This is a genomic window from Pseudomonas mandelii, from assembly GCF_900106065.1.
Lineage (GTDB): Bacteria > Pseudomonadota > Gammaproteobacteria > Pseudomonadales > Pseudomonadaceae > Aquipseudomonas > Aquipseudomonas mandelii.
Genome location: NZ_LT629796.1, coordinates 2,917,662 through 2,939,031 on the forward strand (window position 1 = coordinate 2,917,662; position 21,370 = coordinate 2,939,031).

Genomic DNA, 21,370 nt, shown 5'->3' on the forward strand with positions numbered 1-21,370 from the left:
TCCTATTTAGGACGAGTTCTCCCATGGAAATCTCAGGAAACACCGCTTTTTATGCCGGTCTGAGCACTATTCAGACAGGGCAGAACCGTGTCGATCAGGCTTCCGGCCAGATTGCCAGCAGTACCCTCGAGCGTTCGGTGACGAGCCAGTCTTCCGAGGTTCAGGTAGATCGCCTGCGTTCGGTTGACCGCAGCCAGCAATCGGACCTGGCCAGCAATATGGTCGAGATGGCCCAGGGCAAGTTTCAGGTGGAGGCCGGCGTGAAAGTCGCCAAGGCGTCCGATGAAATGCTTGGAACGTTGATTGATACCTACGCTTGACCCCTCGCTGAACCCGTCCTGCCAACGCCGCGACTATTCGCGGCGTTTTTGTGCGTAAGTCCTTCTCCCTCAACTAATCTTTCCTGCATGGCCTGTTGCGTTGTCAACGGCGGCGGCGCGGCTGCGTGCCCGGCATTTGTGCGCGTGATGACGAACGGCAAAAGATCGGCGCTTGACAAGATTTGGGCGTAAACGTATGTTTCAAACAACTGTTTGACCGTCACAACAAATCAACACGGTCGTTCATTCCCGGTTACATCAGCAGAGGTTTATCGCTATGCCTGACTACAAGGCCCCCTTGCGTGATATTCGCTTCGTTCGTGACGAACTGCTCGGCTACGAAGCGCACTATCAGAGCCTTCCGGCTTGCGCAGACGCAACTCCAGACATGGTTAGCGCCATTCTCGAAGAAGGCGCCAAGTTTTGTGAGCAGGTGCTGGCTCCGCTGAACCGCGTGGGTGACACCGAAGGCTGCACCTGGAGCGAGTCCGGCGTTAAAACCCCGACTGGCTTCAAAGAAGCCTACAAGCAATTCGTTGAAGGCGGCTGGCCAAGCCTGGCCCACGACGTAGAACACGGCGGCCAGGGCCTGCCGGAGTCTCTGGGTCTGGCCGTCAGCGAAATGGTTGGCGAAGCCAACTGGTCGTGGGGCATGTACCCAGGCCTGTCGCACGGCGCGATGAACACCATTTCCGAGCACGGTACGCCTGAGCAGCAAGAGGCTTACCTGACCAAGCTGGTGTCCGGTGAATGGACCGGCACCATGTGCCTGACCGAACCGCACTGCGGCACCGACCTGGGCATGCTGCGCACCAAGGCTGAACCTCAAGCCGACGGTTCCTACAAAGTCTCCGGCACCAAAATCTTCATCTCGGCCGGTGAACACGACATGGCCGACAACATCGTCCACATCGTGCTGGGTCGCCTGCCGGATGCGCCGGCTGGCACCAAAGGCATTTCGCTGTTCATCGTGCCGAAGTTCATGCCGAACGCAGACGGTACGATCGGCGCCCGCAACGCCGTGACCTGTGGTTCCCTGGAACACAAGATGGGTATCCACGGCAACGCCACTTGCGTGATGAACTTCGACGCAGCCACCGGTTACCTGATCGGCCCGGCGAACAAAGGCCTGAACTGCATGTTCACCTTTATGAACACCGCTCGTCTGGGCACTGCGCTGCAAGGCCTGGCCCACGCCGAGATCGGCTTCCAGGGCGGTCTGAAATACGCTCGCGATCGTCTGCAAATGCGCTCGCTGACTGGCCCGAAAGCGCCGGAAAAAGCCGCTGATCCGATCATCGTTCACCCTGATGTACGTCGCATGTTGTTGACCATGAAAGCGTTCGCCGAAGGCAACCGCGCGATGGTTTACTTCACCGCCAAGCAAGTCGACATCGTCAAATACGGCGTAGACGAAGAAGAGAAGAAGAAAGCCGACGCACTGCTGGCGTTCATGACGCCAATCGCCAAAGCCTTCATGACTGAAGTCGGTTTTGAGTCTGCCAACCACGGCGTGCAAATCTACGGTGGCCACGGCTTCATCGCCGAGTGGGGCATGGAGCAGAACGTTCGCGACAGCCGCATTTCGATGCTGTACGAAGGCACCACCGGTATCCAGGCACTCGACCTGCTGGGTCGTAAAGTGCTGATGACTCAAGGCGAAGCCCTCAAAGGCTTCACCAAGATCGTCCACAAGTTCTGCCAGACCAACGAAGGCAACGAAGCGGTCAAAGAGTTCGTCGAGCCATTGGCTGCACTGAACAAAGAATGGGGCGAGCTGACCATGAAGGTCGGTATGGCGGCCATGAAGGACCGCGAAGAAGTCGGCGCGGCGTCGGTGGACTACCTGATGTACTCCGGTTACGCCTGCCTGGCCTACTTCTGGGCTGACATGGCGCGTCTGGCTGCCGAGAAACTGGCTGCCGGCACTTCCGAAGAGGCGTTCTACACCGCCAAGCTGCAGACTGCGCGCTTCTACTTCCAGCGCATCTTGCCGCGTACCCGCACTCATGTTGCAACCATGCTGTCGGGTGCCAACAACTTGATGGACATGAAAGAAGAAGACTTCGCACTGGGCTACTAAGCCTCAACGCAGTTCTTCATAAAGCCGCTATCCCTTCCGGGGTAGCGGCTTTTTTGTTCTTGGTGAAAGTAAAAGCTCGCCCGCGATCTTTGATGGGAGCCAGTCACTGCCAATTCGGTCTGCGGCCACTGAAACACCCGCTAAAAAAACCTGACAATCGACTCAGTAAGTCGGCATTTCTGCCGTTACAGTAGGTGGGCACAATGCCATCTATTGTCATGACGGTCGGAGCTTTACCCTTGCCGCGTTCTTCCGCTGTACGTATCAGCCATTTCCTACCGTCGTTACTGCTTTTGCTTGCGGGGCTTGCGGCCGCTTACATCAAGGACCTCAACGTCTTTTTCACTTCGCTGTTCAACGTGTTGCCGACCCTGGTGCTGTTACTCGGTGGTGCGTATTGCGCGGTTTACCGACGTCAGCGCGAACTGTTTCTGATGGTGACGGTGTACATCGCCTACTTTCTGCTCGACACCCAGACCGACTATTACCGCGACAACGGCAAGGTCCGTGAAGATGCAGCAGTGGTGTTCCACCTGTGTTGCCTATTGCTGCCGCTGTTGTTCGGCGTGTTCGCCGCATGGCAGGAACGCACCCACTTGTTTCAGGACATGGTGGCGCGCTTCGCGGTATTGCTCGCTGTTGGCAGTGTCGCGCTCGGGCTGGAGCAAAGTTATCCCCAGGCCTTGTTGATGTGGCTGTCGGAAATCCGCTGGCCAGCGCTGCATGGCGCCTGGATGAGCTTGATCCAGTTGTCCTATCCCGTGTTCATCGCCTCGTTCCTGCTGCTGAGCTGGCAATACTGGCGTAACCCCAGACCCTTGCACGCCGCACAACTGGTGGGGTTGGTCGGGTTGTTCTGGGCGTTGCCGAAAACTTTCATCCTGCCGTTCACCCTGAACATCATGTGCAGTCAGGTGATGCTAATGATTGCCGCCGCGGTCGCCCACGAGGCCTATCAAATGGCCTTCCGCGATGAGCTCACTGGCCTGCCGGGTCGTCGCGCCTTGAACGAGCGGATGCAGCGGCTGGGGCGCAATTACGTGCTGGCCATGAGCGACGTCGATCACTTCAAGAAATTCAACGACACCCATGGTCACGATGTCGGCGATCAGGTCTTGAGACTGGTCGCCAGTAAGCTGTCGAAAATCGGAGGAGGCGGTAGGGCATATCGCTACGGCGGTGAGGAATTTGCCCTGGTGTTCGCGGGCAAGACCCTCGAAGAGTGCATGCCGCACCTGGAAGTCATCCGCGAATCCATCGCCACCTACAACATTCAGTTGCGCAATCAGGACAGCCGTCCTCAGGACGACCAGCAAGGTCGCCAGAAACGTGCAGGTTCGGGCGCTACCAGTGTGTCGGTCACTGTCAGCATCGGCGTGGCCGAACGACAAGAGCAGCGCACCCCCGAAAAAGTACTCAAGTCCGCGGACGAAGCGCTCTACAGCGCCAAGGGCGCCGGGCGAAATTGCGTGGTGGCATTCGGTCAGACTCGCCGTGGCGCGGTGCGCATGGACGCCGCTGCGGGTTGAGTGATGATGGCGCATTCAGCGCCTGGACTGTGATTGTGAGGCCGGGTGGGCGGCAGTAGGTTTGAACGATCTGCTGACGGAGAAACGACCATGCCCGAATACAAAGCTCCCCTGCGCGACATGCGCTTTCTGATCGACCACGTCTTCGACTTCCACACCACCTACGCCGGGCTGGGCGCCACCGACGCGAGCCCGGACATGGTCAATGCGATCCTCGAAGAAGGCGCGAAATTCTGTGAGAACGTTCTCGCACCGTTGAATCGCAGCGGTGACGAAGAAGGCTGCCATTTCGACAACGGTGTGGTGACAACGCCTACAGGCTTCAAGCAGGCTTTCGCACAGTACGTGGAAGGTGGCTGGCACGGTCTGGCAGCTGATCCGGCGTATGGCGGCCAGGGTTTGCCAAGTTCTCTGGGCCTGGTCATCAGTGAGATGGTCGGCTCCAGCAATACTTCGTGGGGCATGTACCCCGGCCTGACCCACGGGGCGATGTCGGCCATCCACGCCCACGGCACCGAAGATCAGAAGAACACCTACCTGAGCAAACTGACGGCTGGCCAATGGACCGGCACCATGTGCCTGACCGAGGCGCATTGCGGCACTGACCTGGGCATCATCAAAACCCGCGCCGTGCCTTCAGCCGACGGCAGCTACGCGATTTCCGGCAGCAAGATCTTCATCTCGGCCGGCGAACACGACATGAGCGACAACATCATTCATCTGGTGTTGGCGAAACTGCCGGATGCTCCGGCAGGCACCAAGGGTATTTCCCTGTTCATCGTTCCCAAATTCCTACCCGATGCCGAGGGTGAAGCCGGCGAGCGCAACGGCGTCTCCTGCGGCTCGATCGAACACAAAATGGGCATCAAGGCCTCGGCGACCTGCGTGCTGAACTTCGACGAAGCCAAGGGCTTCTTGATCGGCGAGCCGAACAAGGGCCTGAACTGCATGTTCACCATGATGAACCACGCACGGCTCGGCACTGGCATGCAGGGGTTGTGTCTGGGTGAGGCGAGTTTCCAGGGTGCCATCAAGTACGCCAACGATCGCCTGCAAATGCGCGCGCTGACTGGCGCGAAAGCACCGGACAAAGCCGCCGATCCGATCATCGTTCATCCTGACGTGCGCCGGATGTTGCTGACCATGAAAGCCTTCAACGAAGGCAACCGCGCGCTGACCTATTTCACCGCGCAGCTGCTGGACGTCGCGCACCTGAGCCCGGATGAAACGGCGCGTCAGGACGCCGAAGACCTGTTGGCCTTCCTGACGCCGATCTGCAAAGCCTTCATGACTGACACCGGTCTGGAGGTCACCAACCACGGTATGCAGGTGTTTGGCGGTCACGGCTTTATCCGTGAATGGGGCATGGAACAGTTGGTTCGCGACTGCCGGATCGCGCCGATCTACGAAGGCACCAACGGCATTCAGGCGCTGGATCTACTCGGGCGCAAAGTGCTCGGCAGTCAGGGTAAATTGCTGCGTGGCTTCACCAAAATCGTCCACAAATTCTGCGCGGCGAATGCCGAGCATCCACAACTGGCCAGCTATGTGGCGCAACTCAATGGACTGAATCAACAGTGGGGCGAGTTGACCGCCAAAGTTGGCATGGCCGCAATGAAGAATCCGGACGAAGTCGGTGCGGCGTCGGTGGATTACTTGATGTACAGCGGTTACATCATCCTCGGCTATCTGTGGTTGCGCATGGCGCTGGTGGCCCAGACGCAACTCGACGCTGGCAGCGGTGATGCGGATTACTGCCGAGGCAAACTGGCAACCAACGAGTTCTACTTCAAGCGTTTGCTGCCGCGTACTGCCGCTCATCGGGCGGCTATCGAAGCGGGGAGTGATTGTTTGATGAAGTTGCCGGCGGAGTTGTTTGCGCTCTGACGATTGTTAAAAGCTTCGCGGGCAAGCCTCGCTCCTACAGGTCAGTGTCGTTCACGGGATATGCGTGACCCCGACCTGTAGGAGCGAGGCTTGCCCGCGAATGCGTTCTGCCAGACGAGAACTGCTCAGCTGAAATGCTGCTGACTAAAAATTACAAAACGGTCACGGCCTGACCCTATGTGTCGCAAAAGTTGTTGGGTTACACTCGAGCCCAACGAAAACATCATTCCCACGAATCACCTGTTTAGATCTTGCGAGGTTTGCCATGGCTGACTACAAAGCGCCCCTGCGCGATATGCGCTTCGTCCTCAATGAAGTCTTCGAGGTCGCCAAACTCTGGGCGCAGCTGCCTGCGCTGGCCGAAACCGTTGATGCTGAAACCGTCGAAGCCATTCTCGAAGAAGCCGGCAAGGTCACCAGCAAAAGCATCGCGCCCCTGAGCCGTGCAGCTGACGAAGAAGGTTGCCATTGGGCGGACGGTGCCGTCACCACGCCGGCCGGTTTCCCACAGGCTTATCAGACTTACGCTGAAGGCGGCTGGGTCGGTGTCGGTGGCGATCCGACCTACGGCGGCATGGGCATGCCCAAGGCCGTGTCGGCGCAAGTCGAAGAAATGGTCAACTCCGCCAGCCTGTCGTTTGGTCTGTACCCGATGCTGACCGCCGGTGCCTGCCTGTCGATCAACGCCCACGCCAGTGAAGAACTGAAAGCTGCGTACCTGCCGAACATGTATGCCGGCGTCTGGGCCGGTTCCATGTGCCTGACCGAACCGCACGCCGGTACAGACCTGGGGATTATCCGCACCAAGGCCGAGCCTCAGGCCGACGGTTCCTACAAGGTCAGCGGCACCAAGATCTTCATCACTGGCGGCGAGCACGACCTGACCGAGAACATCATTCACCTGGTGCTGGCCAAACTGCCGGACGCCCCGGCGGGGCCGAAAGGCATTTCGCTGTTCCTGGTACCGAAGTTCATGGTCAATGCCGATGGCAGCCTGGGCGCGCGTAACCCGGCGAACTGCGGTTCGATCGAACACAAGATGGGCATCCAGGCCTCCGCGACGTGCGTGATGAACTTCGACGAAGCCGTGGGTTACCTGGTCGGCGAACCGAACAAAGGCTTGGCGGCGATGTTCACCATGATGAACTACGAGCGTCTGGGCGTCGGTATCCAGGGCCTGGCCACCGGCGAGCGCTCCTACCAGAACGCCGTCGAATACGCCCGCGACCGTCTGCAAAGCCGTTCGCCGACCGGCGCGCAGAACAAGGACAAGGTCGCTGACCCGATCATCGTCCATCCGGACGTGCGTCGCATGCTGCTGACCATGAAAGCCTCGAACGAAGGCGGTCGTGCGTTCTCCACTTACGTGGCCATGCAACTGGACACGGCCAAGTTCAGCGAAGACGCGACCGTCCGCAAACGCGCGGAAGATCTGGTCGCTCTGCTGACGCCAGTAGCCAAGGCGTTCCTGACCGACCTCGGTCTGGAAACCACCGTGCACGGCCAGCAGGTTTTTGGCGGCCACGGTTACATCCGTGAGTGGGGTCAGGAACAACTGGTTCGCGACGTGCGCATCACCCAGATCTACGAAGGCACCAACGGCATTCAGGCGCTTGACCTCGTAGGACGCAAGATCGTCGGCACGGGCGGGGCGTTCTACAACCTGTTCGCGGATGAGATTCGTCATTTCACCGCCACCGCCAGCGCTGATCTCGCGGAGTTCACCAAGCCGCTGAACGAAGCCGTCACCACCCTCGACGAGCTGACTTCGTGGTTGCTGGACCGGGCGAAAAACAACCCGAACGAAATCGGCGCGGCGTCGGTCGAGTACCTGCAAACCTTCGGTTACGTGGCTTACGCCTACATGTGGGCGCTGATGGCCAAGGCGGCCTTCGGCAAAGAAGCGCAGGATGATTTCTACGCGAGCAAGCTGGGCACGGCGCGGTTCTATTTCGCCCGTCTGCTGCCGCGTATTCACTCGTTGAGTGCGTCGGTGAAGGCGGGGAGCGAGTCGCTGTTCCTGCTGGACGCCGGACAGTTCTGACCCGATAGCGTCATGTAAGCATTCTCTTACATGACGTGCTGCTGTTCTCCCATAGGCGAAGATTGGATCCAGAGCTAATCTACTTCACATGGACGTCGCGCAGGAAGCGCAAAGCAACAACACGGACACGTAGGATTCTGCCAGGACGGCGGAGTGAAATGGATGTCAGGGAAACAGTCTGCAAAGCCCCGCTTCGGCGGGGTTTTCTTTTGCCCGCAGAAAAGTATTCAGCGCGGCCCGTCGAGCGCAGTCGAGCTGTTCAAACGGTCGTCGGGCCCGTTCATCACTTCTTCCAACAGCGTGCGCAATAGGGCCAGCGAGGCTTGTTGCCGCTGCACATCCCGACACACCAATCCGACTTTCAGCGGCACTCGGGGCTCGGTCAGCGGTTTCCAGAGCAATTCATTGTTGCCGAGCGCCTTTTGCGAGCGCCCGGGCAGCACGGTGGCCAGCCGGGTGTGGGGCAGACTGTCGAGAATCCCCGCCATATTGTTCAGTTCCGCCTGCACCTGCGGCCGTCGTCCCAGATTGGCCAGTTGTGTCTGCCAGATCTGCCGCACTTGAAACTCTTCACCCAGCAACAGCATGGGCAACTCGGCGGCCTGACTCATCGAGACTTTCTTGAACTCGCGCAACGGGTGGTCCGCCGGGATCACCAGGGTCAGTTCATCTTCGTACAGCATGACGCCGTGCAACCCCGGCTGTCGGGGCGGCAGGTAGCTGATGCCGATGTCGAGGGAACCATTGAGCAGCCGCCGCTCGATTTCCAGGCCAGTCAATTCATAGATCTGCACCACCAGATGCGGTTGCGCCTTGCGCACGCGTTCGAGCATCTGCGGCACGAGACTTGTGTGAACCGTCTGCAACACGCCAATGGCCAAGGTGCGCAGCGCCTGACCCTTGAAGTTGCCCAATGCCTCGCGGGCCCGTTGCAGGCCATCAAGCAAGGGTAGGGCGTGGTTGTACAAAGTATGGGCGGCCAGAGTGGGTAGCAGGCGTTTGCTGCTGCGTTCGAACAGGCTTACATCGAGGTTTTGCTCGAGCTGGCGGATCTGCTGGGACAGCGCCGGCTGGGAGATTGACAGTCGCTCGGCCGCCCGGCCGACGTGGCCTTCTTCATAGACCGCGACGAAATAACGCAGTTGCTTGAAATCCATAAGGTGCGCTTATCGAAAATGCTGGGAAATCGAAATGGCTCAACGCCTTGTCTGGGCCTAGTCTAACCGCATTCACAAGGCTTACAGGGCCAGAGCGCACGATGAATACCGTTTACGTTGATGGTGTTTACATAGGTAAGGCAAAAAACCTCAAGCGAGGCTTTTGCGGATGAATCTGTTCAACTTGCGTCGCACTCCACCGAGCCTCGACGACTTGGTCGTAGACACTTCCCAATCGTCCAGACGCGACAACCTTTCCCGCGAGTGCCTGATGCCCAGTGTCGAGCGGCCGAAGCAGATTTTTGTCCGCGGGCAAGGCTCCTGGCTGTGGGACAGCGATGACCGCGCTTACCTGGATTTCTCGCAGGGTGGCGGCGCCAACAGCCTGGGCCACAGCCCTTCGGTGCTGGTCAATGCGATATCAGAACAGGCTCAATCGCTGATCAACCCGGGTTTCGCACTGCATAACCGCGGCATGCTCAACCTTGCCGAGCGACTCTGCAATAGCACCGGCAGTGATCAGGCGTACCTGCTCAACAGCGGCGCCGAAGCCTGTGAGGCCGCGATTCAACTGGCACGTCAATGGGGTCGACTGCATCGCAGCGGGGCCTCACGGATCATCGTGGCCAGCAACGGCTGCCATGGCCGTAGTCCCTGGACGATTTCACCGTCGGACTTTCACCCCGTTCCCTTCAATGATCTGGCGGCGATGCACGCGGCGGTCGATGCCCGGACCGTGGCCATCCTGCTCGAACCGATCCAAAACGAAGCCGGGGTGATTCCGGCCACCGCGCATTACCTCAAGGGTGTCGAACGCCTGTGTCGGGAGCTGGGCATTTTGTTGATCCTCGACGACGTGCACACCGGCCTCGGTCGCTGCGGCACGTTGCTTGCCGAACAGGTCCACGGTGTTCGGGCAGATATCGTCGTCATCGGCGAAGGGCTTGGCGGTGGTGTGCCATTGGCTGCGTTGTTGGCGCGGGGCAAGGCCTGTTGTTTCGAGGTGGGTGACCTGTCGGGCGCTCATCATGGCAATGCGCTGATGACCGCTGCCGGTCTTGCGGTGTTGAACACGATTCAGGACAAGGCTTTTCTCGATCATGTGGTTGAAACCGGTCAGCACCTGCGCGAAGCCTTGAGTCGTTTGTCCTATCGCTATGGTCACGGCGAGTTGCGCGGGCAAGGGCTGCTCTGGGGACTGACCCTGTCCGACGATTCCGCTGAAGCCGTGGTCAAAGCCGCGTTGTCCGAAGGCTTGGTGCTCAACGCCCCACGACCCGATTGCCTGCGCTTTACCCCGGCGCTCACGGTCAGCAATGCCAACATCGACGAAATGATCCTGCGCCTGTCCCGCGCCTTTTCCCGCGTACGCACCGCACAACTGCAGTGCCGCAAGGGGATTGCGGTCTGATCAGACTTTTCCCGCACGAATTCCAGAACCGTCTCGCGGTAATAACGCATCGCCCCACGTTTGATTCTTTCGCGTGGGGCGTTTTTTTTGCCTGCGATTCATGAGGTTTCGCTATTGCGCCAGGTTCCTACTGAACCCTGACGAACGGCGCGTGTCGATTAGCAGTAGGGCTCACACGAGTTCACTTCACATCAGGAGCTGCCCCATGGATTTCATTCGCATCATCATTGCCATTCTGTTGCCACCACTGGGTGTGTTTCTGCAAGTCGGTTTCGCCGGCGCTTTCTGGCTGAATATTTTGCTGACGTTGTGCGGTTACATTCCGGGGATCGTGCATGCGGTGTACATCATCGCCAAGCGCTGAGTTCTGCGGCGTCAGATAGATCGCTTTCGCGGGCAAGCCTCGCTCCTACGGGATAACACCGTACCTGTAGGAGCGAAGCTTGCCCGCGAAGGGCGCGACGCGGTTTCAGCTTGCGAGTTCGATCACCCGCCGATAAAACAACCACTCCTGCTCCAGCGCATGGGCCTGGTTCCCCGCCTTGCGAAAGCCATGACGTTCGTCCGCATAGTAATGCGCTTCAACCAGAATGCCGTTGTCTTGTAGCGCCTTGACCATGTCGCGGGTCTGTTGCGGCACCACCACGGCGTCCAGTTCGCCCTGAAAGAAAATCATCGGAACACTGATGTTGTTCGCATGCAGCAGCGGAGTACGCGCGGCGTATCGTTCGGCATCCTCAACCGGATCGCCAATCAGCCAATCCAGATAATCGCCTTCGAACTTGTGGGTCGCGCGGCCCAGTGCCACGGGATCGCTGACACCGTAAAGGCTGGCGCCTGCGCGGAAGACGTTGTGAAAGGCCAACGCACACAGCGTGGTGTAACCGCCAGCACTGCCGCCGCGAATAAACGCCTTGTCGCCGTCGATCAAGCCGCGATCGGCAAGATAAGCGACCACCGCGCAGGCATCTTCGACATCCACGTCACCCCAACTCAAATGCAGCGCCTGGCGATACGCCCGGCCATAGCCACTGCTGCCGCGGTAGTTGAGATCGGCCACGGCGAAGCCGCGTTGCGCCCAGTACTGAATGCGTGGATCAAGCATCGGGTAGCAGGCCGAGGTCGGGCCGCCGTGGATGAACACCACCAGCGGCGGTTTCGCCTCGCCGGTCATCGGCGGATAGAAGAAGCCGTGGGCCTCGCCCGAACCGCTCGGGTAGCGCAAGGTTCGCGGGACGCTGATGCGCTCGGCGGGCAACGGTGCAATCCCGCCGGCGAGGATTTTGACCTGGCGGGTATCGCGCTCGATTGCGATCACCGCCGACGAACTGACCGGCGATGCCGCGATGCAATAGATGAATTGCTCATCCAGTGCGAGATGACGAAAACGGCTGTAATCACCGGTGAAATCTTCAGCGGCGTCACCGCAGATTCCCAGTTTGCCGAACCCGCCTTCGGTCCAACTGGCCAAGTAGCGGCTTTCGCCCAGCGGCAACCAGGTGCTGCCCCCCAGCTGCCACGGCGCCGGCCCATGGTCAGCGGCGGCACTCGGCAGCAGGCTCAGGCCGTCTGCGGATTCCGCCCAAGGCTGCCAGTAGCCGCCGCGATCCGTCAGGCAAAACAGGTGGCCGTCGCTGTCGAAACGCGGTTGTTGCAGTGACTCCTGCGCACCATCGCCCGCCACACAACGCGGTTGAGCGAAGCCCCCATCATTCTGGCGCTCGGCAACCATCAAGCGAGTGGCGGTCCATGGCTGATCCGGGCGGCTCCATTCAATCCACGCCAATCGTTGCGAGTCCGGACTCAGCGTCGGCGCGGCATAGAAATCGGCGCCTTCGGCCAGCAGATGACGCTGGCCGTCAGCCACATCAATCGCCACCAGACGGTGCCGATCCCGGTTCTCTTCAACCGCCAAAACCTGTCCGTTGGCAAACTGCAGATCGCCGTAACGGCATTCCCCGGAGGTCAGCACCTCAGGCGTCTCGCCCGCCAGCGATTGCCGGTAGAGTTGCTGGTCTGCTTCGTTGACGAAAACAATCCCGTCATCCGTCAGACAAAACGCGCCACCGCCATATTCGTACACCCGACTGCGCACGCTGAAACCCGTTGGCGTCAGGCAACGGGCCTGGCCGTCGCGCCAATGCCAGATCCTGCAGGCGGCATCTTCGGGACGGTATTCGTTCCAGAACAGGCCATGCTGGCCGACTAACAGCTCGGCGAAGTCGATACCGGCTGCGACGGCCCGGGAAGCGCTGAAGGGTTCAGCTTTTAGCGATGAGGCGTGAGTTTCGTTCATTGCGAAAGGCCAGTTGTTCGATGGTCTGGGTCGCGTGTTCGGCTTCTTCGCGGGCCTTGAGAATCACGCCATGATGCTCCGACTTGCTGCACACCGGGTCGGCATTGCTGGCGTCACCCGTGAGCATGAACGCCTGGCAGCGGCAGCCGCCGAAGTCTTTTTCTTTCTCGTCGCAGGAGCGGCATGGCTCGGGCATCCAGTCGTAACCACGGAAGCGGTTGAAGCCGAACGAGTCGTACCAGATGTGCTGCATGCTGTGATCGCGCACGTTCGGAAATTGCACCGGCATCTGTCGGGCACCGTGACACGGCAGTGCGGTTCCGTCCGGCGTGACTGTAAGAAAAATGCTGCCCCAGCCGTTCATGCAGGCTTTCGGGCGTTCTTCGTAGTAGTCCGGCGTGACGAAAATCAGCTTGCACGGATGCCCTTCGGCTTCCAGTTTGGCGCGGTATTCGTTGGTGATGCGTTCGGCGCGAACCAATTGCTCTTTGGTCGGCAACAGGCCGACCCGATTGAGCTGTGCCCAACCGTAAAACTGGCAGGTGGCGAGTTCGACAAAGTCCGCTTCAAGGGCGATGCACAGCTCGATGATCCGGTCGATCTTGTCGATGTTGTGCCGATGGGTCACGAAGTTCAGCACCATCGGGTAGCCGTGGGCTTTCACCGCACGAGCCATTTCCAGCTTCTGCGCGAAGGCCTTTTTCGAACCAGCCAACAAGTTATTCACTTGTTCGTCGCTGGCCTGGAAACTGATCTGGATGTGATCAAGGCCGGCTTTCTTGAAGTCGCTGATTTTCTGCTCGGTGAGGCCAATTCCGGACGTGATGAGGTTGGTGTAGAAACCCAACTTGCGCGCCTCGGCGATCAACTCGGCAAGGTCCTGGCGCACCAGCGGCTCTCCGCCGGAAAAGCCCAGCTGTGCGGCACCCATTTCCCGGGCTTCGCGGAACACTTTGATCCACTGCTCGGTGCTCAGTTCTTTGCCTTGTTCGGCGAAGTCCAGCGGGTTGGAGCAGTATGGACATTGCAGCGGACAGCGGTACGTCAGCTCGGCCAGCAGCCACAGCGGCAGGCCGATTTCAGGTTTTGGCGGTAACGTGCCTGACACGGAATCAGGCAAGTTCGATCCAGTGCTGAGCACGGGCTACCTCCATGAACTGCTCGATGTCCTCAGCGAGCTCGGGCACGTCGGGGAACTTCGCGTCCAGTTCGGCGATGATCGCCGCTACGTCACGCTGGCCATCAATCAAACCGCCAATCAGCGCAGCGCTGTCGTTGAGTTTGATCATGCCTTCCGGGTACAGCAGGACATGGCCTTTCTGCGCCGGTTCGTACTGATAGCGGTAGCCCTGACGCCACGTCGGGGTCTTGCTGCGATCGAAACTCATAGGGTGATTCCTTTATGCCAGACCCGCTGGTCGGTCACGCTGTGATACGGCGGGCGGTTCAGTTCGTAGGCCATGCTCATGGCATCGAGCATGCTCCAAAGGATGTCCAGTTTGAACTGGAGAATTTGCAGCATGCGCTCTTGGCCTTCACGCGTCGTGTAGTGCTGCAAAGTGATCGCCAGACCGTGTTCCACGTCACGGCGCGCCTGGCCGAGACGGGTGCGGAAATACTCGTAGCCCGTCGGGTCGATCCACGGGTAATGCTGCGGCCAGCTGTCGAGGCGCGATTGGTGGATCTGCGGCGCGAACAACTCGGTCAGCGAGCTGCTGGCGGCTTCCTGCCAACTGGCCCGGCGGGCGAAGTTTACGTAGGCGTCCACGGCGAAACGTACGCCCGGCAAGACCAGTTCCTGCGAGCGCAGCTGATCCGGGTCGAGGCCGACGGCCTGGCCCAGACGCAGCCACGCTTCGATGCCGCCGTCTTCGCCGGGGGCGCCGTCATGGTCGAGCAGGCGCTGAATCCACTCGCGACGGATCTCGCGATCCGGGCAGTTGGCGAGGATCGCAGCGTCCTTCAGGGGGATGTTCACCTGATAGTAGAAGCGATTGGCGACCCAACCCTGGATCTGCTCGCGGGTCGCCCGGCCTTCATACATCGCCACGTGGTACGGGTGATAGATGTGGTAATAGGCGCCCTTGGCGCGCAAGGCTGCTTCGAATTCGGCGGGGGACATTGGGGTGTCAGTCATTGCGGTTCTCCGGGTATGACCGGTGGATTCTCTGGTGTCTGGTCCGACGCCTTCGCGGGCAAGCCTCGCTCCTACAGGGGCACGCGATCACTACAGGAGCGAGGCTTGCCCGCGAAGAGGCCATCCGCTACAACACAATACTCATGCCGTCATACGCCACTTCAACCTTGCGCCGAGCCAACTCGGCACGCTCCGGCGAATCTTCATCGAGAATCGGATTGGTGTTGTTGATGTGGATAAGCACTTTGCGCTGCTTGGGCAACTGTTCCAGCACTTCGAGCATGCCGCCGGGGCCATTTTGCGCCAGATGGCCCATCTCCCGTCCAGTGCGCGTGCCGACGCCACGGCGCTGCATTTCGTCGTCGTCCCACATCGTGCCGTCCACCAGCAGGCAATCGCTGGCGGCCATGATGTCCAGCAGCGGCGCATCGACTTTGCCCAGGCCCGGCGCGTAGAACAGTTTGCCGCCGGTGTTCAGGTCTTCGACGATCAGGCCAATGTTGTCGCCCGGGTGCGGGTCAAAGCGGTGCGGCGAGTAGGGCGGCGCGGCGCTGCGCAGGGGCAGCGGGGTGAAGAGCAGGCTTGGGCAGGCCGGGATGGTAAAACTGCGGTCGAGTTCAATGCGGTTCCAGTTCAGCCCGCCATTCCAATGCTTGAGCATGGTGAACAGGGGGAAACCGGTGCTCAAGTCTTCATGGACCATGTCGGTGCACCAGACCTGGTGCGGGCAACCTTCGCGCAGGCTGAGCAGACCGGTGGTGTGATCGATCTGGCTGTCCATCAGGATGATTGCGCTGATGCCGGTATCGCGCAGGGCGCGGCCCGGTTGCAGCGGGGTGAAGCCTTGCAGCTGGACGCGGATGTCCGGCGAAGCGTTGCACAGGATCCAGTTCACGCCGTCATCGGAAATCGCGATGGACGACTGGGTACGCGCCTTGGCGTTCAGGCTGCCGTTGCGAAAACCGGCGCAGTTCACGCAGTTGCAGTTCCACTGGGGGAAACCGCCGCCGGCGGCGGAACCTAGAATCTGGACAAACATGGGCGCTCCATTTCAACGCTGAAAATAAAAACGCCCCGGTAAACCGAGGCGTTGCACATCATTACAACGGCAGACCTTAGCGGCTTGCGAAGTACATGGTGACTTCAAAGCCGATACGCAGGTCGGTGTAAGCAGGTTTGGACCAGGACATGGGAGCGCTCCTTCAGGTGATGAGACAGTTGAGACCTATACATATAGTCCACCTCCAGTCGGAGATGTTCAGATAGTTAGGTGGCTATGTTACTCAAAATTACAGAGCGATTGGCCGCGAATCTTTGAGAAAGCTAATTGCAGCGTCGGTAATGATCATTTTGCCGCTTGCCAAGGTGCTGTCGCGCAAGCGCTGCTGGCCAGACAGCGCCAGCCACCTTCGGCCTGATTCAGTCGCCGGGCTGCTTCTTTCAATGCGTTGCGGTCGATCAGCAGGATCGCTTCAGGCAATCGCTCCAGATAATCCGACGAGTGGCCCGCCAGTTTGCCCTGCCAGAGTAGTTCGGCCGCCTGAGCGTGGGGCAGTGCGGTGGCGTGGAATTGGTCGGCCAAGGCCTGGCGCTGGGCAATGAAGGTCGCATCATCGATGCCTTCAATCAGTTCGGGCATTTCGTTCAAGAAACGCTCTATGTGTTCCAGCAGATCCTGAGGGGCAACGCTCGGTGATTGAACGCCGAACAGCAGCCCGGTCTGCCCATGGAACTGACGCAGGCCGCTGAACACGGCATAACCCAATTGCAGTTCAACCCGCAGGCGCTGATAGAACGGCGTCTGGCACAGGTGAGCGAGCAAACGCCAAGCGGCTTCGTCGGTGATGTCTTGCGTGGCCTGCGGGCAAAACAGCAATAGCGCGTGTTCGCTGGAACCGGTGTCGAGCGTGCTCCACAGATGCAGCGCGTTTATCGAGGTGGGCGGCGACGGCTGATCGTCCGCAGCACCGGGCACGCGGCTAAGTGCCAGGCCCATCGCTGCTTGCGTCTGCGCCGACAGGCCCATCGCCAGACCTTGCCAGCGTGCGCTCGCCCAGAGCTGCTGCACGTCATCACTTTCAGCGGTGCGCTCAAGTGAATGCTCGGGAAGCATTTTCAGCAGCTGTCTGATCGGTATCAACGGCATGCTTGGCGGTTCTTCCTGTGGGAAACCGACATCGGGTTTTGTCAGCTCTTTCAGCACATGTTCGAGGACGGTCGGCATGGGCTCCTGCAGGCCTGTCATCTTCAGCAGCCATTCATTGCCTGATGCACTGAAGGAAAAGTCGACCCCCGCCTGGCGGGCATCTTCACGCAAGGGTTGCAGGCGATTTTCCAGGTTCGATTGAACACGGGGATGAGGTTTGGCCTGCAGTCGCCAGCGCAGATAAATCGCGCCCTCATCCGTGTTATCCGGCAACGCCTGACTGAACTGCATCGGCGAGTTTTCGCGACGGCTGCGCGAGCGATCCTGGGCAAACGTCCGCAGGCCGCGGTGTTTGCTGGTCTGGCCGCGAATCAATCCGGCATTGGTCGCTGGTGCTTCTGTGCGTAAAAACGGGTTTGGCGTTGGCAATTGCCATTCGCCGGAGAAGTTATCCACAGCGCCGATTTTTTTCAGGATGTCCTTGAGCGCTATGACGCCTTGTTCGGATAAACCGGCTTCAAGCTGCTCACTGTCCAGTCGCGCCAGTTGCAGGGCACCGCTGACGTGTTGCTGACGGTCGAGCAGGGCGGCGTACTCTTGGCGCAACTCGGTCCAGTTCTGGTGAGAGGCAAAAAAGCCCAGCCAATCCACAAGCCGTTCGCGGATCGCGTTCCCCGGTTCAGTTGTGGTGAATTCAATGTGCAGCAAGGCTTGGCCGGCGAACTGATACAGCGGCGCGGCTTTCAGGCTGTCCGCCAGTCCTTGCTCGCGCAATTCAGCCAGCAGACCGCCAGGTTTAGCGGCGTTCAGCCAATGGCACAGGAACGCTAATGCCTCGCGGGATGAGTCAGGCAACGCTTCGAACGCGAACAGTAGATCGAGCCGACGTTCGCCAGCCTGTTGATAACTATTGTCGGAAGAGTCCATAAGCGGTGCAGCTGCTTCTTGCGCAACCTTTTCCCCTACGGCGAGAAGATCGCCAAAGTGCTGAGCCATTGCCCTCAACTCATCGAGACTCTGCGGTCCGGCCAGGCTCAACGTCATCTGCCCGGTCCGATAAAACCGCTGATAGAAATCCCTCAACGCTTGCTGAAACTCCGGCTGCGGCACCGGCAGGCTGTAACGGTTGCCCGCATGAAACGCCCGTAGCGGGTGAGCCGTCGACAGCCCGTCAAACAGCGCGAACTGCTGTTGAGCCGTGGCATCCCGGGACCAGGCGACAAATTCGGCGTGCAGCACTTCCCGTTCCCGCCGCTGATCGTCCAGATTCATACGCGGATGAGCGAGCATGTCTGACAGACGCTCCAGCCCACCGCTAAACGCCTGAGGCGGCAGTTCGAAAAAGAAGTCGGTAGTGCGTTCGCTGGTGCGTGCGTTGACCTGGCCGCCATGACCTTGCACGTAGGCCATCAGCCCTTGCCCTGCGGGAAAGAGCTCCGTCCCCAGAAACAACAAATGCTCAAGAAAGTGCGCGAGGCCAGGCCATGCGAGCGGCACGTCATGACTGCCCGCGAAAACCCGCAACGCCGCGGCGCAGCGCTTCAAATCGGGAGCATGACGCAGCGTCACCCGCAAGCCGTTGGCCAGGGTTTCAGTGTGGGGGCGAGGGTGATTCAGCGCAGGCATGAGCACTTCCAGGACAGAGAAGCGCTAATGCTAGCGGATTACGATGGATCAGCGCTTGTTAAGGTCGCCGTAAAGCTCAGGACGGCGATCGACCAAGTAGCGATTGGCGGCACGGGATTCGACCATCAACTGACGATCCAGCTCACCGACAATCAGTGCTTCATCCAGGCCCGCCTGGGCGATGCGGCTGCCATCCGGTGCAGCGATGCTGCTCTGGCCGCAATAGTTGATCTCGCCTTCCTGCCCGCAATAGTTGGCATATGCCACATAACACTGGTTTTCGAAGGCGCGGGCGCGGACGGTGACATCGGCAACGAAGTCAAAGGGAACCATGTTCGCCGTCGGCACCAGGATCAACTCGGCACCGGCCAAGGCCAGGCGTCGGGCGTTTTCCGGGAACTCCAGGTCGTAGCAGATCAAAAACCCGAGCTTCCAGCCGTTGAGTTCCACCAAGGGAAAATCATCCTGCCCGGCGCTGAACATCGAGTGATCGAGGTCGCCGAACAGGTGAGTCTTGCGGTAGTTGCACAGGCGCTCGCCGTTGGCGTCGATCAACTGCACGGCGTTGTAGATCTGCCCGTCCTCGGTGCGCTCGGGATAGCCATACAAAATGGCAATCCCGGCGGTCTTGGCAATGCGCGCGATCTGCTGCGCCGATTCACCGTTGTGCACCTCCGCCAGCACGCTGACGGCATCGATGCCGATGTTGTAGCCGGTCAGGAACATCTCCGGCAGCACCAGCAAGTCAGCGCCCTTGGCCTCCAGCGCCAGTTGATGCAGGCGTTGCAGATTGCCGGCGACATCCAGGGGCTGCGGCGGACATTGGTAAAGGGCTACGCGCATTTGGAACTCCTTTTACTCGGGCAGGGCGATCGGACCGATCTCGTTGAACACATCACCTGGACCCGGGTTCTCGGCGTGAGTTTCACCGCCGAAGTGTTTCATGATGCCCCAGACCGCGTTGAGCGAGGTCTGCACCGCGCCTTCCACCCACGCCGGCGTCCATGAAACGTCGTCGCCCGCGATGAAGATCCCGCGTTGCTCGGCCGGCATGTCGTCCTGCATGAAGTGCGCATACATCCGCTGGTTGTAGCGGTAGTGGCCGGGCAGGGCGCCTTTGAAAGCGCCGAGGAAGTGCGGGTCGGCTTCCCATGACACGGTGATCGGATCGCCGATGATTCGCGCGGCAATGTCGACTTTCGGGTAAATCTTTTTCAGTGCGTCCAACGCCAGCTTCACGCGTTTTTCCACCGGGTGCGGCAGCATTTTCAGTGCGTCGCTCATCCACGAGTACGACAGGCAAATCACACCCGGCTTGTCGTCGCCGTTGTCGAAGAGGTAGGTGCCGCGGGTCAGGCGATCGGTGAGGGTCATGCTCATCAGGTCGCGGCCGGTTTCCGGATCCTTGTCCTTCCAGAATGGCCGGTCGACCATCACAAAGGTTTTCGACGATTGCATGTAGCGGGTGCGGTCGAGGGCCATCCACATCTTTTGCGAGAACAGGGTTTCGTCGCATTCGATCTGGGTGGTCAGCAGCCAGCTCTGGCAGGTGGTCAGTACCGCCGCGTATTCGCGGGTGTCGCCGTTGTTATCGGTGACCGCAAAACGGCCGTCCGGGGCATGAGCGATTTTTTTAACCCCGGAGCGTGGCGCGCCTCTGTGCAGCGACTTGAGGCTGGTGCCTTCGGGCCAGTGCACGCAACGTTCCGGCACATGACGCCAGATGCCTTGCGGCACTTGTTCGACGCCGCCGACGACCAGATGTTGGTGATCGTCGCAGTTGGTCATCACGACGCGGAAGATTTCCAGCATCGAGTTCGGGAAGTCCGAGTCCCAGCCGCCGGTACCGAAACCGACTTGGCCGAACACTTCGCGGTGATGGAATGAGAGCTTGGCGAAGGCTTCGGAGGTAGCGACGAAGTCGTAGAAGGTTCGGTCATCCCACAGCGGAACCAGGGTGTTCCACAGCTCTTTGAGGCGTGGCACATCGCGGTCGCGGATCGCTTGCTGGATATCGGCGAACTGCGAGCCAGCCTCCAGTGCATCTGCCCAAGCGTCAGCCACTTCCTGGAATAGTGCAGGAAGATCTGCCAGTTTCTGTGCGTAATGGGTTTTGCCTTCCAGGTCGATCACGGTGCTGCCAGAGGCTGGCGTCAGCGGATTGGGAAAGGGTTTGGTCTCGAGACCGAGCTTGTCGACATAGTGGTAAAACGCCGTGGACGACACCGGAAAGCGCATGCCGCCCAGTTCGGCGACGATGCCATCGGTCCCGTTGAACGCTTGGGAACGCAGACGGCCACCCATTTTCGAAGCTTCGTAGACGACGGGTTTGAGGCCCAGTTTCATCAGCTCATAAGCTGCCACCAGACCGGCGATACCTGCGCCAACAATCGCCACTTCGGCACCATGATTGTGTGCCGGAATGCTGCCCAGGCCGGCCGGGTGTTCGATCCAGTCGTCAAAGCCGAAAGGAAAGTCCGGGCCGAAAATGGTGACTGGTTTTTTACCGTCTGCAGGATGGCGATTGTTCTTGTTCATGACTGACCTTACTGGCGACCCGACGCGAAATGCGCATCTGAGTATAGGAAAAGATGGCAGCCATTCTAGAGAGCGTAGAACACGTTAATAAGACGCAATGTGTCGTCGTTCTGCTAATTTTTTAGTCACTATGACGACAAACTACTACACATTGACCAATGTGGAAGCGAGCCTGCTCGCGATGAGGCCCTCAAGA

General features: G+C 59.7%; 17 protein-coding genes. 7 read left to right on the forward strand and 10 right to left on the reverse strand.

Annotated features, from left to right (window positions below; genetic code table 11):
• The first annotated feature begins 23 nt into the window (after nt 1-23).
• From BLU63_RS13285 to BLU63_RS13305, 5 genes are all read left to right on the forward strand, one after another.
• A complete protein-coding gene (locus tag BLU63_RS13285; RefSeq protein WP_010467121.1) occupies nt 24-320 on the forward strand; it encodes a hypothetical protein in 297 nt (98 codons plus the stop codon).
• Between the two features lie 277 nt (nt 321-597).
• The gene (locus BLU63_RS13290; RefSeq protein ID WP_083375626.1) at nt 598-2,403 is read left to right on the forward strand and encodes a phenylacyl-CoA dehydrogenase; all 1,806 of its coding nucleotides are present in this window, start codon (nt 598-600) and stop codon (nt 2,401-2,403) included.
• Between the two features lie 239 nt (nt 2,404-2,642).
• Nucleotides 2,643-3,932 carry a GGDEF domain-containing protein gene (locus BLU63_RS13295; protein WP_010467125.1) on the forward strand — a complete coding sequence of 430 codons (1,290 nt, stop codon included), beginning with the start codon at nt 2,643-2,645 and terminating at the stop codon, nt 3,930-3,932.
• A gap of 90 nt (nt 3,933-4,022) precedes the next feature.
• Nucleotides 4,023-5,819, forward strand: coding sequence for an acyl-CoA dehydrogenase C-terminal domain-containing protein (locus BLU63_RS13300; protein ID WP_083375627.1), 1,797 nt, complete (start codon nt 4,023-4,025; stop codon nt 5,817-5,819).
• 265 nt (nt 5,820-6,084) lie between these two features.
• On the forward strand, nt 6,085-7,863 hold the full coding sequence (locus BLU63_RS13305; protein ID WP_083375628.1) for an acyl-CoA dehydrogenase C-terminal domain-containing protein: 1,779 nt from the start codon (nt 6,085-6,087) through the stop codon (nt 7,861-7,863).
• A 227-nt stretch (nt 7,864-8,090) separates the two neighbouring features.
• Here BLU63_RS13305 and BLU63_RS13310 read toward each other — a convergent pair whose 3' ends face one another.
• Nucleotides 8,091-9,020: a LysR family transcriptional regulator gene (locus BLU63_RS13310; protein ID WP_010467132.1), complete on the reverse strand. Its 930-nt coding sequence runs from the start codon at nt 9,018-9,020 to the stop codon at nt 8,091-8,093.
• Nucleotides 9,021-9,189: 169 nt separating this feature from the next.
• Here BLU63_RS13310 and BLU63_RS13315 point away from each other — a divergent pair, with 169 nt between their 5' ends.
• Nucleotides 9,190-10,431 (forward strand): aspartate aminotransferase family protein, encoded by a 1,242-nt coding sequence (locus BLU63_RS13315; RefSeq protein ID WP_083375629.1) that lies wholly within the window; start codon nt 9,190-9,192, stop codon nt 10,429-10,431.
• A gap of 205 nt (nt 10,432-10,636) precedes the next feature.
• Nucleotides 10,637-10,795, forward strand: a complete 159-nt coding sequence (locus tag BLU63_RS13320; RefSeq protein ID WP_007904205.1) for a YqaE/Pmp3 family membrane protein — start codon at nt 10,637-10,639, stop codon at nt 10,793-10,795.
• A gap of 105 nt (nt 10,796-10,900) precedes the next feature.
• Here the strand turns inward: BLU63_RS13320 and BLU63_RS13325 are convergent, their stop codons facing one another.
• The 9 genes from BLU63_RS13325 to BLU63_RS13365 form a co-directional block, all read right to left on the reverse strand.
• Nucleotides 10,901-12,727, reverse strand: coding sequence for a S9 family peptidase (locus tag BLU63_RS13325; RefSeq protein ID WP_083375630.1), 1,827 nt, complete (start codon nt 12,725-12,727; stop codon nt 10,901-10,903).
• Nucleotides 12,693-13,835, reverse strand: coding sequence for a pyrroloquinoline quinone biosynthesis protein PqqE (pqqE, locus tag BLU63_RS13330; protein ID WP_167362294.1), 1,143 nt, complete (start codon nt 13,833-13,835; stop codon nt 12,693-12,695). Before pqqE ends, BLU63_RS13325 begins: the two co-directional genes overlap by 35 nt.
• Before the next feature lie 4 nt (nt 13,836-13,839).
• Nucleotides 13,840-14,115, reverse strand: coding sequence for a pyrroloquinoline quinone biosynthesis peptide chaperone PqqD (gene pqqD / locus BLU63_RS13335; protein WP_010467137.1), 276 nt, complete (start codon nt 14,113-14,115; stop codon nt 13,840-13,842).
• Nucleotides 14,112-14,864, reverse strand: coding sequence for a pyrroloquinoline-quinone synthase PqqC (gene pqqC / locus BLU63_RS13340; protein ID WP_010467138.1), 753 nt, complete (start codon nt 14,862-14,864; stop codon nt 14,112-14,114). The genes pqqD and pqqC overlap by 4 nt, the downstream gene beginning before the upstream one ends.
• Before the next feature lie 127 nt (nt 14,865-14,991).
• A complete protein-coding gene (gene pqqB / locus BLU63_RS13345; RefSeq protein ID WP_010467139.1) occupies nt 14,992-15,903 on the reverse strand; it encodes a pyrroloquinoline quinone biosynthesis protein PqqB in 912 nt (303 codons plus the stop codon).
• A 76-nt stretch (nt 15,904-15,979) separates the two neighbouring features.
• Nucleotides 15,980-16,054, reverse strand: a complete 75-nt coding sequence (gene pqqA / locus BLU63_RS13350) for a pyrroloquinoline quinone precursor peptide PqqA (protein WP_009045898.1) — start codon at nt 16,052-16,054, stop codon at nt 15,980-15,982.
• 155 nt (nt 16,055-16,209) lie between these two features.
• On the reverse strand, nt 16,210-18,636 hold the full coding sequence (gene pqqF / locus BLU63_RS13355) for a pyrroloquinoline quinone biosynthesis protein PqqF (protein ID WP_083375631.1): 2,427 nt from the start codon (nt 18,634-18,636) through the stop codon (nt 16,210-16,212).
• A 48-nt stretch (nt 18,637-18,684) separates the two neighbouring features.
• A complete protein-coding gene (locus BLU63_RS13360) occupies nt 18,685-19,479 on the reverse strand; it encodes a carbon-nitrogen hydrolase family protein (protein WP_083375632.1) in 795 nt (264 codons plus the stop codon).
• Nucleotides 19,480-19,491: 12 nt separating this feature from the next.
• Nucleotides 19,492-21,174, reverse strand: coding sequence for a flavin monoamine oxidase family protein (locus BLU63_RS13365; protein ID WP_010467144.1), 1,683 nt, complete (start codon nt 21,172-21,174; stop codon nt 19,492-19,494).
• Nucleotides 21,175-21,370: the final 196 nt, after the last annotated feature.

Coding starts and splice junctions, on each gene's coding strand:
- BLU63_RS13315 (WP_083375629.1), top strand. CDS start 9,190: ATGAATCTGTTCAACTTGCGTCGCACTCCACCGAGCCTCGACGACTTG.
- BLU63_RS13305 (WP_083375628.1), top strand. CDS start 6,085: ATGGCTGACTACAAAGCGCCCCTGCGCGATATGCGCTTCGTCCTCAAT.
- pqqC (WP_010467138.1), bottom strand. CDS start 14,864: ATGACTGACACCCCAATGTCCCCCGCCGAATTCGAAGCAGCCTTGCGC.
- BLU63_RS13290 (WP_083375626.1), top strand. CDS start 598: ATGCCTGACTACAAGGCCCCCTTGCGTGATATTCGCTTCGTTCGTGAC.
- BLU63_RS13310 (WP_010467132.1), bottom strand. CDS start 9,020: ATGGATTTCAAGCAACTGCGTTATTTCGTCGCGGTCTATGAAGAAGGC.
- pqqF (WP_083375631.1), bottom strand. CDS start 18,636: ATGCCTGCGCTGAATCACCCTCGCCCCCACACTGAAACCCTGGCCAAC.
- BLU63_RS13320 (WP_007904205.1), top strand. CDS start 10,637: ATGGATTTCATTCGCATCATCATTGCCATTCTGTTGCCACCACTGGGT.
- BLU63_RS13325 (WP_083375630.1), bottom strand. CDS start 12,727: ATGAACGAAACTCACGCCTCATCGCTAAAAGCTGAACCCTTCAGCGCT.
- BLU63_RS13365 (WP_010467144.1), bottom strand. CDS start 21,174: ATGAACAAGAACAATCGCCATCCTGCAGACGGTAAAAAACCAGTCACC.
- BLU63_RS13360 (WP_083375632.1), bottom strand. CDS start 19,479: ATGCGCGTAGCCCTTTACCAATGTCCGCCGCAGCCCCTGGATGTCGCC.
- pqqD (WP_010467137.1), bottom strand. CDS start 14,115: ATGAGTTTCGATCGCAGCAAGACCCCGACGTGGCGTCAGGGCTACCGC.
- pqqB (WP_010467139.1), bottom strand. CDS start 15,903: ATGTTTGTCCAGATTCTAGGTTCCGCCGCCGGCGGCGGTTTCCCCCAG.
- BLU63_RS13285 (WP_010467121.1), top strand. CDS start 24: ATGGAAATCTCAGGAAACACCGCTTTTTATGCCGGTCTGAGCACTATT.
- BLU63_RS13300 (WP_083375627.1), top strand. CDS start 4,023: ATGCCCGAATACAAAGCTCCCCTGCGCGACATGCGCTTTCTGATCGAC.